Origin of the sequence: Pelomonas sp. Root1217, assembly GCF_001425705.1 — a bacterium.
Classification (GTDB): Bacteria; Pseudomonadota; Gammaproteobacteria; order Burkholderiales; family Burkholderiaceae_C; genus Pelomonas.
In genome coordinates this window covers 1-16,682 of sequence record NZ_LMDC01000010.1, presented here as the reverse complement: position 1 = coordinate 16,682, position 16,682 = coordinate 1, and the positions used below count along the sequence as shown (strand labels likewise).

Below are 16,682 nucleotides of genomic sequence, written 5' to 3'. Positions count from 1 at the left end.
CGCGATCGCTGCCGTCAGCGTCGTCTTGCCGTGGTCGACGTGACCGATCGTGCCCACGTTCACGTGCGGCTTGGTCCGTTCAAACTTGCCTTTTGCCATTTTCTTGACTCCAGAGAAAGAGCATTGCCAGTCGGTTGGTTTTGCGTTTCCTCGTGAACCGGAAATCCCTGGTGACTGGCAACCCAGGGCGATCGACGAGAAGACGGCGGCGCGGGGATCGCCCGCACCGGCTTAAACGGTGAGGGTCGGAGCTGCTTTGCAGCGCCAACCCCAGTCCATTACTTTCCGCGAGCGGTAATGATCGCGTCGGCCACGTTCTTCGGAGCTTCGCTGTAGTGCTTGAACTCCATCGTGTATGTGGCGCGGCCTTGCGACATCGAGCGCAGGGTCGTCGAGTAGCCGAACATTTCCGACAGCGGAACTTCGGCCTTGATGACCTTGCCGCCGCCGACCATGTCGTCCATGCCCTGCACCATGCCGCGACGGCTGGACAGGTCGCCCATCACGTTGCCGGCATAGTCCTCAGGCGTCTCGACTTCCACAGCCATCATCGGCTCCAGGATCACAGGCGACGCGCGGCGGCAGCCTTCCTTGAAGCCCATGGAAGCAGCCATCTTGAACGCGTTTTCGTTCGAGTCGACTTCGTGGTACGAACCGAAAGTCAGCGTGACCTTGACGTCGACGACCGGGAAGCCGGCCAGCACGCCGTTCGGCAGGGAGTCGATGACACCCTTTTCAACCGCGGGGATGAATTCGCGAGGAACCACACCGCCCTTGATGGCGTCGACGAACTCGAAACCCTTGCCGGGCTCCTGCGGCTCGACGGTCAGCACGACGTGGCCGTACTGGCCCTTGCCGCCGGACTGGCGAACGAACTTGCCTTCGACGTCGCTGGCGCTCTTGCGGATGGTTTCGCGATAGGCGACCTGCGGCTTGCCGACGTTGGCTTCCACGCCGAACTCGCGCTTCATGCGGTCGACGATGATTTCCAGGTGGAGCTCGCCCATGCCGGAGATGATGGTCTGGCCCGATTCTTCATCGGTGCGCAGACGGAAGGACGGGTCTTCCTTGGCCAGACGGCCCAGGGCGATACCCATCTTTTCCTGGTCGGCCTTGGTCTTGGGCTCGACGGCCTGCGAGATCACAGGCTCAGGGAACACCATCTTTTCCAGCGTGATGATGCTGTCCGGATCGCACAGGGTTTCGCCCGTGGTGACGTCCTTCAGGCCCACGCAGGCGGCGATGTCGCCAGCCAGAATTTCCGAGATTTCTTCACGCTGGTTGGCGTGCATCTGCAGGATCCGACCGATACGTTCCTTCTTGCCGCGGATCGGGTTGTAGACCGAGTCGCCCGACTTCAGCACGCCAGAATAGACGCGCACGAACGTCAGCTGGCCGACGTAGGGGTCGGTCATCAGCTTGAAGGCCAGAGCAGCGAACTTCTCTTCGTCGACGCGCTCGCGCACGACCGGCTTGTCGTCGTCGTCGGTGCCAGGCACCGGCGGGATGTCGGCCGGCGACGGCATGAAGTCGATGATGCCGTCGAGCATGCGCTGCACGCCCTTGTTCTTGAAGGCGGTGCCGCAGAACATCGGCTGGATTTCAGCGGCGATGGTGCGCTTGCGGATGGCCGAGACGATTTCGTCTTCGGTCAGCTCGCCCGACTCCAGGTACTTGTTCATCAGCTCTTCGCTGGACTCAGCGGCGGCTTCGATGAGGTTCTCGCGCCACTTGACGGCTTCGGCCTGCAGGTCGGCCGGGATGTCTTCGTAGTTGAACTTCATGCCTTGCGAGGCCTCGTCCCAGATGATCGCCTTCATCTTGATGAGGTCGATCACGCCGGTGAACTTGTCTTCGGCGCCGATGGGGATCACGACAGGCACGGGGTTGGCCTTCAGGCGGACCTTCATCTGGTCATAGACCTTGAAGAAGTTCGCGCCGGTGCGGTCCATCTTGTTGACGAACGCGAGACGGGGCACCTTGTACTTGTTGGCCTGGCGCCAGACGGTTTCCGACTGGGGCTGCACGCCACCCACGGCGCAATAGACCATGCAGGCGCCGTCCAGCACGCGCATCGAGCGCTCGACTTCAATCGTGAAGTCGACGTGCCCGGGGGTGTCAATGATGTTGATGCGGTGCTCGGGACGAGCCAGGTCCATGCCCTTCCAGAAGCAGGTCGTGGCAGCAGAGGTGATCGTGATGCCACGCTCTTGCTCTTGTTCCATCCAGTCCATCGTGGCGGCGCCGTCATGCACCTCACCGATCTTGTGGTTCACGCCGGTGTAGTAAAGGATGCGCTCGGTCGTGGTGGTCTTGCCGGCATCGATGTGCGCGGAGATACCGATATTGCGGTAGCGCTCGATGGGGGTTTTGCGGGCCATGGTTTGCTCCAGAAGACAGGAGCCGCCAGCGGGTTGGTAGAAACCCGAGGCGGCTGAAAGACAGTGAGTTTAGAAGCGGAAGTGCGAGAACGCCTTGTTGGCTTCTGCCATGCGGTGAACTTCGTCGCGCTTCTTCATCGCGCCGCCACGGCCTTCAGCGGCCTCCAGCAGTTCATTGGCCAGGCGCTGGGCCATCGACTTCTCACCGCGCTTGCGAGCGGATTCCTTCAACCAGCGCATGGCGAGGGCCATCCGGCGGACGGGGCGAACTTCCACGGGAACTTGGTAGTTCGCACCGCCGACCCGGCGGGACTTCACTTCGACCATGGGCTTCACGTTGTTCAGGGCAACCATGAACACTTCCAGCGGATCCTTGCCGATCTTCTTCTCGACCTGCTCCAGGGCACCGTAGATGATGCGCTCAGCGATGGCCTTCTTGCCCGATTCCATGATGACGTTCATGAACTTGGACAGATCGACGGAACCGAACTTGGGGTCCGGCAGGATTTCGCGCTTGGGTACTTCGCGACGACGTGGCATGGCACTCTTCCTTTTGCTTCAGTTGGAGACGGTCTTTTGACCTGACTCCGCTGGACAACCACCGACATCTGGGGTCATCCACTTACTCGGCCGCTGACGAATTTCAACAGGCCGCAACAACGTTGGGTCGGCAATGGAGCCGAGCCCGAACAAACGATTTACTTCTTCGGACGCTTCGCGCCGTACTTGGAACGCGATTGCTTGCGATCCTTGACGCCTTGCAGGTCGAGCGAACCACGGACGATGTGGTAACGCACGCCGGGCAAGTCCTTCACACGGCCGCCGCGCACGAGCACGACGCTGTGTTCTTGCAGGTTGTGGCCTTCACCGCCGATGTACGAGATGACCTCGAAACCGTTGGTCAGACGCACCTTGGCGACCTTACGCAGAGCCGAGTTCGGCTTCTTGGGCGTGGTGGTGTAGACGCGGGTGCAGACACCGCGGCGCTGCGGGCAGTTCTGCATCGCAGGCGACTTGGACTTGATGACCTCGGCCTCTCGACCGTGGCGCACCAGTTGATTGATGGTTGGCATTACGACTTGTTCCCGTTTGAAGTCAGTGAGTCTCCGCCGGATTTTGCACGCGCAGCGATGCGCCGGCCAAATGGCGGAGAGCCGAGGATTGTAGACCGCGCCGGTTTTCGGCACAAGAGTGACGGTTAAGCTTGCCGGATGGGCCTCACTTCCTCGCCAAACGCAGCCGGCGCGCTGTCCGACACGCAGCCCGAAGCACGGCCGGCCATCGTGGTCGACACCCAGGTCGTCATGGACTGGCTGGTGTTCAACGACCCGCGCGTGAAAGCTTTGGCCGCCGCGCTGGGTTCGGGCGAGCTGCGCTGGCTGGTCGCCCCGGCGATGCGTGACGAGATCCGCCATGTGTTGGGCCGTGGCGTCGCAGCAAGCTACTCACCCGACTTGGCACTCATCGAGGCCAAGTTCGACGCTCATTCGGAAGGCGTCGACGCAGCCGAGCCTTCCCCTCGGCTCGTCTGTCGCGACCCGGACGACCAGAAATTCATCGACTTGGCCTTGGCCCGCGGCGCGCGCTGGCTGGTTTCGCGCGACAAGGCTTTGCTGGCGCTGCGCAAGCGCGCCAAGCTGCGCGGCTTGCTCATCCTGAAGCCGGAGCTTTGGAGGCTGGAATGAAAAAGCCGCCCGCGGCCTGAACCGGGGCGGCTTGGCGAGGCGCGAAGCCCCGTGGCTGGTGCAGCCTTACTCGGCCGAGTGGTCGCCAGCGTCCACACCGGCCATCTGTGCGGCGGCCAATTCCTCGGCCTCCTGCAGCGCGATGGCACGGCGCTCGGCGTCGTCCATGGCTTCCTTGACGCGACGTGCCTCGTGGAAGGCCATGCCGGTGCCCGCGGGGATCAGGCGGCCGACGATGACGTTTTCCTTCAGGCCACGCAGCTCGTCGCGCTTGCCCATGATGGCAGCCTCGGTGAGCACGCGGGTCGTTTCCTGGAAGGACGCAGCCGAGATGAACGAGTCGGTCGACAGCGAGGCCTTGGTGATGCCCAACAGCACATCCGCGTGGATGGCAATCATCTTGCCTTCCTTGCGCAGACGGTCGTTGGTGTCCAGCAGCTCCGAACGCTCGACCTGCTCGTTGAGGATGTAGGTCGAATCGCCGGGGTTGGTGATCATCACGCGACGCAGCATCTGGCGAACGATCACCTCGATGTGCTTGTCGTTGATCTTCACGCCCTGCAGACGGTAGACGTCCTGCACCTCGTCGACGATGTAGCGCGCCAGTTCCTCGATGCCCAGCAGACGCAGGATGTCCTGCGGGTCCGCTGCGCCGTCGACGATCAGCTCGCCGCGGTTGACCACCTGGCCTTCGTGCACCAGGATGTTCTTTTCCTTCGGCACGAGTTCCTCGTGGGCCTTGCCGTCCGGGTCGGTGATCTGCAGGCGGATCTTGCCCTTGGTCTCCTTGCCGAACGACACGGTACCGGTCTGCTCGGCGAGCACGCCGACATCCTTGGGCGAACGGGCTTCGAAGAGCTCGGCCACACGCGGCAGACCGCCGGTAATGTCACGGGTCTTCTGGCCTTCCACCGGGATGCGGGCGAGCACCTCACCAGGCAGGAGTTCCTGGCCGTCGCGGATCTGGATCAATGAGCCGACCTGGAAGCCAATGGCCACCGAGTGGTCGGTACCGGGGATCTTGACCTCGTGGCCGCCGGCGTCAAGCAGCTTGACCTGCGGGCGGATCACCTTGGCAGCGCCGCGGCGCTTCGGGTCGATGACGACCAGCGTCGACAGACCGGTCACCTCGTCCACCTGCTTGGCGACGGTCACGCCTTCTTCGACGTTCTCGAACTTCGCCTTGCCGGCGAATTCCGTGATGATCGGGCGGGTCAGCGGATCCCAGTTCGCAAGCACCACACCGGCCTTGATGGTCTGGCTGGCCTTGATGTTCAGGATCGCGCCGTACGGCACCTTGTGACGCTCGCGTTCGCGACCGTGCGGGTCGGCAATGATGATCTCGCCAGAGCGGGAAATCACGACCAGTTCGCCCTTGCCGTTGGTGACGTAGCGCATCGTGGCGTTGAAGCCGATGATGCCGTCCGACTTGGCTTCGACGCTGGAGGCCACCGCTGCACGCGAGGCCGCGCCGCCGATGTGGAAGGTACGCATCGTCAGCTGCGTGCCGGGCTCACCGATGGACTGCGCGGCAATGACGCCCACAGCCTCACCGGTGTTGACCAGGCCGCCGCGGCCGAGGTCACGGCCATAGCACTTGGCGCACAGACCAAAGCGCGTGGCGCAAGTCAGCGGCGTGCGGACCTTGATCTCGTCGACACCAGCGGCTTCGAGCACGTCGAGCGTGTCCTCGTCCAGCATGGTGCTGGCACCCAGCAACGAGATCTGGGTTTCGGGGTGCACGACATCGACCGCGGTGACGCGGCCGAGGACGCGGTCACGCAGGGATTCGATGACTTCACCACCTTCGACTAGGGCACGCATCGCCATGCCGTTGTCGGTGCCGCAGTCATTCTCGATGACCACCAGGTCCTGGGTCACGTCGACCAGACGACGTGTCAGGTAGCCGGAGTTCGCGGTCTTCAGCGCCGTATCCGCCAGGCCCTTACGAGCACCGTGGGTGGAGATGAAGTACTGCAACACGTTCAGGCCTTCACGGAAGTTCGCCGTGATGGGGGTCTCGATGATGGAGCCGTCAGGCTTGGCCATCAGGCCACGCATGCCGGCCAGCTGGCGGATCTGGGCGGCGGAACCGCGCGCGCCCGAGTCGGCCATCATGTAGATCGAGTTGAAGGACTCCTGGTCGACGGTCTTGCCATGACGGTCCACGGTCTTCTCGACCTTCAGGTGGTCCATCATCTTCTTGCCGATTTCGTCGCCGGCCTTGCCCCAGATGTCCACGACCTTGTTGTAGCGCTCGCCAGCCGTCACGAGACCCGAGACGTACTGCTGCTCGATCTCCTTGACCTCCTTCTCGGCGCGCTCGATCAGCGTGTGCTTCTGAGCGGGCACCAGCATGTCGTCGATGGCGATGGAGATGCCGGCGCGCGTGGCGAGCTTGAAGCCGCTTTGCAGCAGCTTGTCGGCCAGCACGACGGTTTCCTTCAGGCCGCACTTGCGGAAGGAGGTGTTGATCAGCTTGCTGATCTCCTTCTTCTTGAGCGCCTTGTTGATGTTCGAGAACGGCAGGCCCTTGGGCAGGATCTCGGACAGCAATGCGCGGCCGACGGTGGTGTCCGTCAGCTTGGTCTCGGGCACCCACTCGCCGGTGTCCTTGTCCTTGCTGTACTCGACCAGACGCACGCTGATTTTGGCGGTGATCTCGACGGCACCGTTTTCCAGCGCACGGATCATCTCGGGAATGTCCGAGAAGATCATGCCCTCGCCCTTGCCGTTGGTGCGCTCGCGGGTCGCGTAGTACAGACCCAGCACCACGTCTTGCGACGGCACGATCGACGGTTCGCCGGAGGCCGGGAACAGCACGTTGTTGGAGGCCAGCATCAGCGTGCGGGCTTCCATCTGCGCTTCGATCGACAGCGGCACGTGGACGGCCATCTGGTCACCGTCGAAGTCGGCGTTGAAGGCCGAGCAGACGAGGGGGTGCAGCTGGATGGCCTTGCCTTCGATCAGCACGGGCTCGAAAGCCTGGATGCCGAGGCGGTGCAGCGTCGGAGCGCGGTTCAGCAGAACCGGGTGCTCCTTGATGACTTCTTCCAGGATGTCCCAGACCACCGGCGTGCCGGACTCGACTTCCTTCTTGGCAGCCTTGATCGTCGTCGCGATGCCCATGGCTTCGAGGCGCGAGAAGATGAAAGGCTTGAAGAGTTCGAGCGCCATCAGCTTGGGCAGGCCGCACTGGTGCAGCTTGAGCGTCGGGCCGACCACGATGACCGAACGGCCCGAGTAGTCGACGCGCTTGCCCAGCAAGTTCTGGCGGAAGCGACCGCTCTTGCCCTTGATCATGTCGGCCAGCGACTTGAGGGCACGCTTGTTCGCGCCGGTCATCGCCTTGCCGCGACGGCCGTTGTCCAGCAGCGAGTCGACGGCTTCCTGCAGCATGCGCTTTTCGTTGCGCACGATGATTTCAGGAGCCTTCAGCTCGAGCAGGCGGGCCAGGCGGTTGTTGCGGTTGATGACGCGACGGTAGAGGTCGTTCAGGTCGGAGGTCGCGAAGCGGCCGCCGTCCAGCGGCACCAGCGGACGCAGGTCCGGCGGCAGCACGGGCAGCACGTCCAGCACCATCCAGTTCGGCTTGATGCCGGACTTCTTGAAGGCCTCCATGACCTTCAGGCGCTTGGAGTTCTTCTTGACCTTGAGCTCGGAGCCGGTCATGTCGTTGCGCAGGCGATCGATCTCGATGTCGAGATCCATCTCCTCCAGCAGCTTCTTGATGCCCTCGGCGCCCATCAGCGCGATGAACTCGTCGCCGAATTCGATGCGCTTGGCGTCGTAGTCGTCCTCGCTCATGATCGAGAACTTCTTCAGCGGCGTCATGCCCGGGTCGACGACCACATACGCTTCAAAGTACAGCACGCGTTCGATGTCGCGCAGCGTCATGTCGAGCACTAGGCCCAGACGCGACGGCAAGCTCTTCAGGAACCAGATGTGCGCGCAGGGCGCGGCCAGGTCGATATGGCCCATGCGGTCACGGCGGACCTTGGTCTGGGTGACTTCAACGCCGCACTTCTCGCAGATGACGCCGCGGTGCTTCAGGCGCTTGTACTTGCCGCACAGGCACTCGTAGTCCTTGATCGGGCCAAAGATCTTGGCGCAGAACAGGCCGTCGCGTTCCGGCTTGAAGGTGCGGTAGTTGATGGTCTCGGGCTTCTTCACCTCGCCGAACGACCAGCTGCGGATCTTCTCCGGGGAAGCCAGGCCGATCTTGATGGCATCGAAATGCTCATCGGGGGTGAATTGCTTGAAAAGGTCGAGTAGTCCCTTCATGCATCTGCTCCTTAATTGCGTTCCAGTTCAATGTCGATGCCCAAGGAGCGGATTTCCTTGACCAGCACATTGAACGATTCGGGCATGCCCGCTTCGATGGCGTGTTCGCCCTTGACGATGCTTTCGTAGACCTTGGTCCGGCCGTTCACGTCGTCGGACTTGACCGTCAGCATTTCCTGCAGGATGTACGAGGCGCCATAAGCTTCCAGCGCCCAGACTTCCATTTCGCCGAAACGCTGGCCGCCGAACTGCGCCTTGCCGCCCAGCGGTTGCTGTGTGACGAGGGAGTACGGGCCGGTCGAACGCGCGTGCATCTTGTCGTCCACCAAGTGGTGCAGCTTCAGCACGTGCATGTAGCCGACGGTCACCGGGCGCTCGAACTGCTCGCCGGTACGGCCGTCGCAGAGCCAGGCCTGGGTGCGCGTGGCGGTCAGGCCCTTCTTGGCGGCGATGTCGTCCGGGTAGGCCAACTTCAGCATGCCGCGGATTTCCTCTTCCTTGGCGCCGTCGAAGACCGGCGTCGCGAAGGGTACGCCCTTGGCGAGGTTGGAGGCCATCTCCAGCACTTCAGTGTCGGTCAGCTCGTCGATGTTCTCGGTCTTGCCGCCGCTCTGGTTGTAGAGCTCGTCGAACAGCTTGCGCAGCTCGGCCACCTTGGTGTGCTGCTGCAGCATGTCGCCGATGCGCTGGCCGATGCCCTTGCCAGCCCAGCCCAGGTGCACTTCGAGCACCTGACCCACGTTCATCCGCGAGGGCACGCCCAGCGGGTTCAGCACGATGTCGGCAGGCGTGCCGTCGGCCATGTAGGGCATGTCTTCGATCGGGGTGACCTTGGACACGACGCCCTTGTTGCCGTGACGGCCGGCCATCTTGTCGCCAGGCTGCAGGCGACGCTTGACGGCCAGGTAGACCTTGACCATCTTCAGCACGCCCGCAGGCAGCTCGTCGCCCTGCGTCAGCTTCTTGCGCTTCTCTTCAAAAGCCAGGTCGAAGCTGTGGCGGGTCTGGTCGAGCGAGTTCTTGATCGACTCGAGCTGGTTGGCGACCTCTTCCTCGGCCGGACGGATGTCGAACCAGTGGAAGCGCTCGACCGAAGCCAGGTAGTCCTTGTCGATCTTGGTGCCCTTGGCGATCTTCTGCGGGCCGCCGTTGGCGACCTTGCCAACGAGCAGCTTCTCGATACGGTCGAAAGCGTCGCTCTCGACGATGCGCAACTGGTCGTTCAGGTCCAGGCGGTAGCGCTTGAGCTCGTCGTCAATGATCTGCTGGGCGCGCTTGTCGCGCTGGATGCCTTCGCGGGTGAAGACCTGCACGTCGATGACGGTGCCGTTGGTGCCCTGGTCGACACGCAGCGACGTGTCCTTCACGTCCGAAGCCTTCTCGCCGAAGATGGCGCGCAGCAGCTTCTCTTCCGGCGTCAGCGTCGTCTCGCCCTTGGGCGTGACCTTGCCGACCAGCACGTCGCCCGGGTTCACTTCGGCACCGATGTAGACGATGCCCGACTCGTCCAGGCGGCCGAGTTGTTGCTCCGACAGATTCGGGATGTCGCGGGTGATTTCCTCGGCGCCCAGCTTGGTGTCACGCGCATTGACCACGAGTTCCTCGATGTGGATCGAGGTGTAGCGGTCTTCGGCGATGACGCGTTCGGAGATCAGGATCGAGTCTTCGAAGTTGTAGCCGTTCCATGGCATGAACGCGACCAGCATGTTCTGGCCCAGGGCCAGTTCACCGATGTCGGTGGAAGCGCCGTCGGCAATGATGTCCTCGGCCGCCACCTTGTCGCCACGGCGCACGATCGGGCGCTGGTGGATGTTGGTGTTCTGGTTGGAACGCTGGTACTTGATCAGGTTGTAGATGTCGACACCGACCTCACCGGCCACGGTCTCGTCATCGTTAACGCGGATCACGATGCGGTTGGTGTCGACATAGTCGACCACGCCGCCGCGGCGAGCCGCGACCACCGTGCCCGAGTCCTTCGCAGCCACGCGCTCGACGCCCGTGCCCACGAAAGCCTTCTCGGGACGCAGCACCGGCACGGCCTGGCGCTGCATGTTGGCGCCCATCAGCGCGCGGTTCGCGTCGTCGTGCTCCAGGAAGGGCACGAGCGAGGCGGCAACCGACACGATCTGCGTCGGCGCCACGTCCATGTACTGAATGCGCTCAGGAGACGTCAGCACCGATTCGCCGTTCTCACGGGCAGAAACCAGTTCGTCGGTCAGCTGGCCGCCTTCGTTCAGCGTCGCATTGGCCTGGGCGATGACGTACTTGCCTTCCTCGATGGCCGACAGGTAGTCGATCTGGTCGGTGACGTGGCCGTCGACAACGCGACGGTACGGCGTTTCCAGGAAGCCGTACTCGTTGAGCTGGGCATAAAGCGCCAGCGAGTTGATCAGGCCGATGTTCGGGCCTTCCGGCGTTTCGATCGGGCAGACGCGGCCGTAGTGGGTCGGGTGCACGTCGCGGACTTCGAAGCCGGCGCGCTCGCGGGTCAGACCGCCCGGGCCGAGAGCGGAAACACGACGCTTGTGCGTGATTTCCGACAGCGGGTTGGTCTGGTCCATGAACTGCGACAGCTGCGACGCACCGAAGAACTCCTTCAGCGCCGCGGAGATCGGCTTGGAGTTGATCAGGTCGTGCGGCATCAGGGCTTCGGTCTCGGCCTGGCCCAGACGTTCCTTGACGGCCTTCTCGATGCGGGCGAGGCCCGAGCGGTACTGGTTTTCGGCCAGTTCGCCCACGCAGCGCACGCGGCGGTTGCCCAGGTGGTCGATGTCGTCCACTTCGCCGCGGCCATTGCGCAGCTCGACGAGGATCTTGACGACGTCAAGGATGTCCTCGTTGGACAGGTTCATGTTGCCTTCGGGCGTGTCACGGCCGACACGCGCATTGAACTTCATGCGGCCGACACGGCTCAGATCGTAGGTGTCGGTGCTGTAGAACAGGCGGTTGAACAGGGCCTCGACGGCGTCTTCCGTCGGCGGCTCGCCGGGGCGCATCATGCGGTAGATGGCAACACGGGCGGCCAGCTGCGTCTCGGTCTCGTCGGACGCCAGCGTCTGCGAGATGTAGGCGCCTTCGTCCAGCTCGTTCGTGAACAGGCACTGGATTTCCTTGACGCCGGCCTGGCGCAGCTTCTTCAGCAACGCGTCGGTCAGCTCGTCATTGGCCTTGGCGATGATCTCGCCGGTGTCGGCGTCGATCATGTTCTTGGCCAGCACGCGGCCGACCAAGAAGTCCTCGGGCACCGAGATGTGCTGCGTGCCGGATTGCTCCAGCTGGCGCGCATGGCGGGCCGTGATGCGCTTGTCCTTCTCGACGATGACGGCGCCGCTCTTGTCGACGATGTCAAAGCGGGCGACTTCACCCTTCAGGCGGTCGGCGACGAATTCGAGTTGCGCGCCAACGTCCATCAGGCGGAAGTTGTCGAACACGAAGAAGTGGGCCAGGATCTGTTCCGGCTTCAGGCCGATGGCCTTGAGCAGGATGGTGACCGGCATCTTGCGGCGGCGGTCGACGCGGAAATACAGGATGTCCTTCGGGTCGAACTCGAAGTCCAGCCAGGAGCCGCGGTAAGGAATGATGCGGGCGCTGAACAGCAGCTTGCCCGAGCTGTGCGTCTTGCCCTTGTCGTGCTCGAAGAACACGCCCGGCGAACGGTGCAGCTGCGACACGATGACGCGCTCGGTACCGTTGACGATGAAGGAGCCGTAGTCGGTCATCAGGGGCACTTCGCCCATGTAGACCTCTTGCTCCTTGATTTCCTTGACCGTCTTGGCCTGCGGGCTCTCACGGTCATAGATGATCATCTGCAGGCGCGCGCGCACGGCGGCAGCGTAGGTCAACCCCCGCTGCTGGCACTCGCGCGTGTCGAACGGCGGCTTGGCAATGTTGAATTCGAGGAACTTCATCTCGACGAAACCGTTGTGCGAAACAATCGGGAACGCCGAGAGGAAGGCCGCCTGCAACCCTTCGGGCTTGCGTTTGGCGGGGGCCACGTCCTTCTGCAGGAAGGCCACGTAGCTGTCCTTCTGCATCGTGAGCAGATAGGGAACGTTGAGAACGCTCTCGCGCTTGCCGAAGCTCTTGCGGATCCGCTTGCGCTCGGTATAGCTGTAGGGGGTTGCTTGCGCCATAAACACTCCGTGTCGAGCCCACCCCTGGCCGTGGGGCGAGCCGCGTCGGCGACTGGCTGGCTCACTCACCCAGAACGGGCGGCTGCCTAGCTTGGTGGTTGGCCACTACCAACCGCTGGCGGACAACTTCGGCGTTGCACCGAAGTCCGACCAAACTGGTTCTCTGCAGTCGGATCAGAGAACACGTGAAAGAACCGCGCATCATACCCGCGCGAGGTCTTTCACCTGTTCTCAAGCAGGATTAACCCGCAAAGACGAAAAAGGGGAAGCCCGAAGGCAACCCCTTTTCTAGTCAGTGGAGTCAGGACTGCATCGCAGCCCCAACTCCAAAGTCTTACTTCAGCTCGGCCTTGGCGCCGGCTTCGACCAGCTTCTTGACAGCAGCTTCGCCGTCAGCCTTGGAAACGGCTTCCTTGACGTTCTTCGGAGCGCCGTCGACCAGGTCCTTGGCTTCCTTCAGACCCAGGCCGGTGATTTCACGAACAGCCTTGATGACGGAGACCTTCTGTGCGCCGGCTTCGGTCAGCACGACGTTGAATTCGGTCTTCTCTTCAACAGCAGCGGCAGCGCCGCCGCCAGCGCCACCAGCGGCCGGAGCAGCCATCGAAGCGGCGGACACGCCGAACTTCTCTTCAATTGCCTTGACCAGATCGTTCAGTTCCAGAACGGTCATGCTGTCCAGCGAGGCCAGGAAAGCGTCTTTATCGAATGCCATGATGAATTTCCTTAAAACAGATTGATTGCGTGTAACGCACTAGTTCGTCGATCAGGCCGCGGCCGGGGCTTCTTCAGCAGCAGCTTCCGGGGAAGCGGCGCCTTCGCCACGCTTTGCAGCCAGGGCAGCCAGCACGGCCGCGGTGCGTTGCACCGGCGACAGCAGCAGGCCGGCGATTTGCGACAGCAGCACTTCCTTGCTCGGGACGGATGCCAGCGCCTTCACGCCGTTCACGTCCAGAGCCTTGCCGCCGTAGGCACCGCCCTTGATGACGAGCTTGTCGTTGGTCTTGGCAAAGTCAGCAATGACTTTGGCAGCCGCGACAGCGTCTTCCGAAAAGCCGTAGATCAGCGGGCCGACCATGCTCTCCGAAGCAGCCTCGAACGGGGTGCCGGCGACAGCGCGACGCGCCAGGGTGTTCTTCAGCACGTGAAGATACACACCTTGGGCACGCGCGGTGACGCGCAGCTTGTTCAAGGCTTCAACGGTGAGGCCACGGTACTCGGCCAGCGCCAGCGTCTGCGACTTGGCAGCTTGTGCTGCGACGTCGGAGACAACGACTGCCTTCTCGTTGCGATTGAGACTCAAGGTCTACTCCTCACATTTGCTCTCTCGGCCTTGCGGCTTCGGGAGCGCCAGGGATTCAGCGACCATCTGTCAGGAAACCCACCCCGATGACTCGGAGCGGCAAACCCTTCAGCGGGACCGCCATCTGCGTTGGTTCCGAGCTTGCACACGGATTTAAGGGGTCTCCACCAACGGTCTTGGATGACGCGCCGCTCCGGCGAACCGGAACAGCGCCCCACCAATCTTGTCGCCCGGGGCCAGACTCGCCCCAAGCAGATTCAGTGCATCAAGCCGCGTTGGCTTGAGCGTTGATCGACGCGATTTCGACGCGGGCGCCGACGCCCATCGTCGAGGACACGGCGACCTTGCGCAGGTAGATGCCCTTGCTCGACGCCGGCTTGGACTTGTTCAGAGCCTCGATCAGCGCGCGCAGGTTGCCTTCCAGCTTGTCGGTGTCGAACGAGCGACGGCCGAGCGTGCCGTGGATGATGCCGGCCTTGTCGACGCGGAACTGGACCTGGCCAGCCTTGGCGTTCTTGACGGCGGTGGCGACGTCCGGGGTCACGGTGCCGACCTTGGGGTTAGGCATCAGGCCGCGCGGACCCAGGATCTGACCCAGGGTACCGACGACACGCATCGTGTCGGGCGAGGCGATGACCACGTCGAAGGGCATGTCGCCCGCCTTGACGCGTTCGGCCAGGTCTTCCATGCCGACGACGTCGGCGCCAGCGGCGCGGGCTTCATCAGCCTTGGCACCTTGGGCGAAAACGGCCACGCGCTTGGTCTTGCCGGTGCCGTTGGGCAGCACGACGGCGCCACGAACGACCTGGTCCGACTTCTTGGCATCGATGCCGAGTTGCACGGCGACGTCGATGGACTCATCGAACTTGGCGCTGGCCAGGCTCTTGACCAGGTCCAGGGCTTCGGTCAGCGCGTACAGCTTGGTCGACTCGACCTTGCCAGCCAGCGCCTTTTGCTTCTTGGTGAGCTTGGCCATGTCAGACCCCTTCCACGATGATGCCCATCGAGCGGGCGGAGCCGGCGATGGTCTTGACTGCGGCGTCCATGCTGGCGGCCGTCAGGTCCTTGGTCTTGATCGTTGCGATCTCTTCCAGCTGGGCGCGGGTCAGCTTGCCGACCTTGTCCAGGTGGGGGCGCTGCGAGCCCTTCTCGATCTTCGCGGCCTTCTTGATCAGCACGGTCGCGGGGGGCGACTTGATGACGAAGGTGAAGCTCTTGTCTGCGAACGCGGTGATGACCACCGGCAGCTTCATGCCGGGCTCGAAGCCACCAGCCGAAGTCTGGGCGTTGAACGCCTTGCAGAATTCCATGATGTTCAGGCCACGCTGACCCAGCGCAGGACCCACCGGGGGCGAAGGATTTGCCTTGCCGGCCGGAATTTGCAGCTTGATGAAGCCGACAATCTTCTTTGCCATGTTTTCTCCAATCCAGTGCCCGGGCGGCAAAGCCTGGACACCTGAGTGCTAGCGCATCGGACTCGGACCGAAGTCCTTACCTTTGCTCCTCTTGTCCGCCTCTCGTTGCAGACTGATCACGGGTCAACGTTAGGGACGCCGACCAAACCCAAGAGTTTACCCGGGGAGGCGACTCAAACCTTCTCGACCTGCGAGAAGTCCAACTCGACGGGCGTCGCGCGGCCAAAGATCGTGACCGACACACGCACCTTGGACTTGTCGTAGTTGACCTCTTCGACCGAGCCATTGAAGTCGGTGAAGGGGCCCTCCTTGACACGCACGACCTCGCCGACCGTCCACTCGACCTTGGGTCGGGGCTTCTCGACGCCTTCCTGCATCTGGTTGACGATCTTCATGACCTCGGCTTCCGAGATCGGGGCCGGGCGGTTCTTGGCGCCGCCGACGAAGCCCGTCACCTTGGACGTGTGCTTGACCAAGTGCCAGGACTCGTCGTCCATTGCCATTTCGACCAACACATAGCCAGGGAAGAAGCGGCGCTCGGTGACGGCCTTCTTGCCGTTCTTGAGCTCGACGACCTCTTCGGTCGGCACCAGGATGCGGCCAAACTTGTCCTGCATGCCGGCGCGGTCGATGCGCTCGCGCAGATTGCGTTCAACAGCCTTTTCCATGCCCGAGTAGGCGTGGACGACATACCAGCGCTTGGGCAGGCCCGTCGGGGCTTCGGTCGTGACGACTTGCTCTTCAGACATCAGAATTCCTTGCGATCAGCGCTTCCAGCCCAGGATCAGGTCGTACAACACCCACTCCAACGTCTTGTCGGTCAGCCACAGGAACAGCGCCATGACGACGACAAAGGCAAACACATAGCCCGTCATCTGGGTCGCTTCCTTGCGGGTCGGCCAGACCACCTTCTTGACTTCGCGCGTTGAATCGCGGCCGTAGGCGATCAGCGCCTTGCCGTGTTCAGACGTGAAGAACGCAGCCACGCCGGCGGCCAGCAACACGAGCAGCGAGGCCCACTGCGCCAGCGGGCCTTGCTTGGACAGACCATAGTAGGCCGCCAGCGCGCCAATCAGCAGCAGCACCGCAACGGCCAGCTTGGCCTTGTCGGCGCCGCTGGTCACGGTCTCGACTTGGGGAGGATTCGCCATCACTTCACTTTCACGCGCCGCCTTTGAAGCGGCTGTCAGACGCTGCCAAGGCTTGTCGCCATCAGCAGCAAGGCCCGCCGAGATCTCTCTCGCGGGCCGATGCTTGTTGCCAGGAAACCAACCGTCGTGATCAGCGACTGTTGGCAGGGGCAGAGGGTCTCGAACCCCCAACCTTCGGTTTTGGAGACCGACGCTCTGCCAATTGAGCTATGCCCCTGTGGCCTTGAAAAACTTACGCAATGATCGTGGCGACGACGCCGGAGCCGACGGTGCGGCCGCCCTCACGGATGGCGAAGCGCAAGCCCGTTTCCATCGCGATCGGAGCGATCA

At 62.9% G+C, this 16,682-nt stretch carries 13 protein-coding genes, 1 tRNA gene and 1 pseudogene; 1 reads left to right on the top strand and 14 read right to left on the bottom strand.

Going from position 1 to position 16,682, the window contains the following annotated elements; genetic code table 11:
• The 4 genes from ASC95_RS08870 to rpsL all read right to left on the bottom strand — a co-directional run.
• The coding region (locus ASC95_RS08870) for a GTP-binding protein (RefSeq protein ID WP_233151794.1) at positions 1-99 on the bottom strand (99 nt) is incomplete at its 3' end.
• Positions 100-278: 179 nt separating this feature from the next.
• Complete coding sequence (fusA, locus tag ASC95_RS08865) at positions 279-2,381, bottom strand: elongation factor G (RefSeq protein WP_057297390.1); 2,103 nt, start codon at positions 2,379-2,381, stop codon at positions 279-281.
• A 69-nt stretch (positions 2,382-2,450) separates the two neighbouring features.
• Complete coding sequence (rpsG, locus tag ASC95_RS08860) at positions 2,451-2,921, bottom strand: 30S ribosomal protein S7 (protein ID WP_057297389.1); 471 nt, start codon at positions 2,919-2,921, stop codon at positions 2,451-2,453.
• 158 nt (positions 2,922-3,079) lie between these two features.
• Positions 3,080-3,454: a 30S ribosomal protein S12 gene (rpsL, locus tag ASC95_RS08855; protein WP_056265769.1), complete on the bottom strand. Its 375-nt coding sequence runs from the start codon at positions 3,452-3,454 to the stop codon at positions 3,080-3,082.
• Positions 3,455-3,592: 138 nt separating this feature from the next.
• Here rpsL and ASC95_RS08850 point away from each other — a divergent pair, with 138 nt between their 5' ends.
• Entirely contained in the window at positions 3,593-4,066 is a 474-nt protein-coding gene (locus tag ASC95_RS08850) for a putative toxin-antitoxin system toxin component, PIN family (RefSeq protein WP_082567635.1), read from the top strand.
• 66 nt (positions 4,067-4,132) lie between these two features.
• Here ASC95_RS08850 and rpoC read toward each other — a convergent pair whose 3' ends face one another.
• From rpoC to ASC95_RS29845, 10 genes and pseudogenes are all read right to left on the bottom strand, one after another.
• Complete coding sequence (gene rpoC, locus ASC95_RS08845; protein WP_057297388.1) at positions 4,133-8,350, bottom strand: DNA-directed RNA polymerase subunit beta'; 4,218 nt, start codon at positions 8,348-8,350, stop codon at positions 4,133-4,135.
• A gap of 11 nt (positions 8,351-8,361) precedes the next feature.
• Entirely contained in the window at positions 8,362-12,483 is a 4,122-nt protein-coding gene (rpoB, locus tag ASC95_RS08840) for a DNA-directed RNA polymerase subunit beta (protein ID WP_057297387.1), read from the bottom strand.
• A gap of 334 nt (positions 12,484-12,817) precedes the next feature.
• The gene (rplL, locus tag ASC95_RS08835; protein WP_056194794.1) at positions 12,818-13,198 is read right to left on the bottom strand and encodes a 50S ribosomal protein L7/L12; all 381 of its coding nucleotides are present in this window, start codon (positions 13,196-13,198) and stop codon (positions 12,818-12,820) included.
• Between the two features lie 51 nt (positions 13,199-13,249).
• Positions 13,250-13,786 (bottom strand): 50S ribosomal protein L10, encoded by a 537-nt coding sequence (gene rplJ, locus ASC95_RS08830; RefSeq protein ID WP_057297386.1) that lies wholly within the window; start codon positions 13,784-13,786, stop codon positions 13,250-13,252.
• A gap of 265 nt (positions 13,787-14,051) precedes the next feature.
• Positions 14,052-14,762, bottom strand: a complete 711-nt coding sequence (gene rplA, locus ASC95_RS08825) for a 50S ribosomal protein L1 (RefSeq protein ID WP_056194799.1) — start codon at positions 14,760-14,762, stop codon at positions 14,052-14,054.
• Between the two features lies 1 nt (position 14,763).
• Positions 14,764-15,201, bottom strand: coding sequence for a 50S ribosomal protein L11 (rplK, locus tag ASC95_RS08820; RefSeq protein ID WP_056194802.1), 438 nt, complete (start codon positions 15,199-15,201; stop codon positions 14,764-14,766).
• Positions 15,202-15,374: 173 nt separating this feature from the next.
• Positions 15,375-15,950 (bottom strand): transcription termination/antitermination protein NusG, encoded by a 576-nt coding sequence (gene nusG / locus ASC95_RS08815; RefSeq protein WP_057297385.1) that lies wholly within the window; start codon positions 15,948-15,950, stop codon positions 15,375-15,377.
• A gap of 15 nt (positions 15,951-15,965) precedes the next feature.
• The gene (gene secE, locus ASC95_RS08810) at positions 15,966-16,352 is read right to left on the bottom strand and encodes a preprotein translocase subunit SecE (RefSeq protein ID WP_057297384.1); all 387 of its coding nucleotides are present in this window, start codon (positions 16,350-16,352) and stop codon (positions 15,966-15,968) included.
• Between the two features lie 141 nt (positions 16,353-16,493).
• Positions 16,494-16,569 (bottom strand) — tRNA-Trp (locus ASC95_RS08805).
• 15 nt (positions 16,570-16,584) lie between these two features.
• Positions 16,585-16,682, bottom strand: a pseudogene (locus ASC95_RS29845) (elongation factor Tu); the annotation flags it as partial.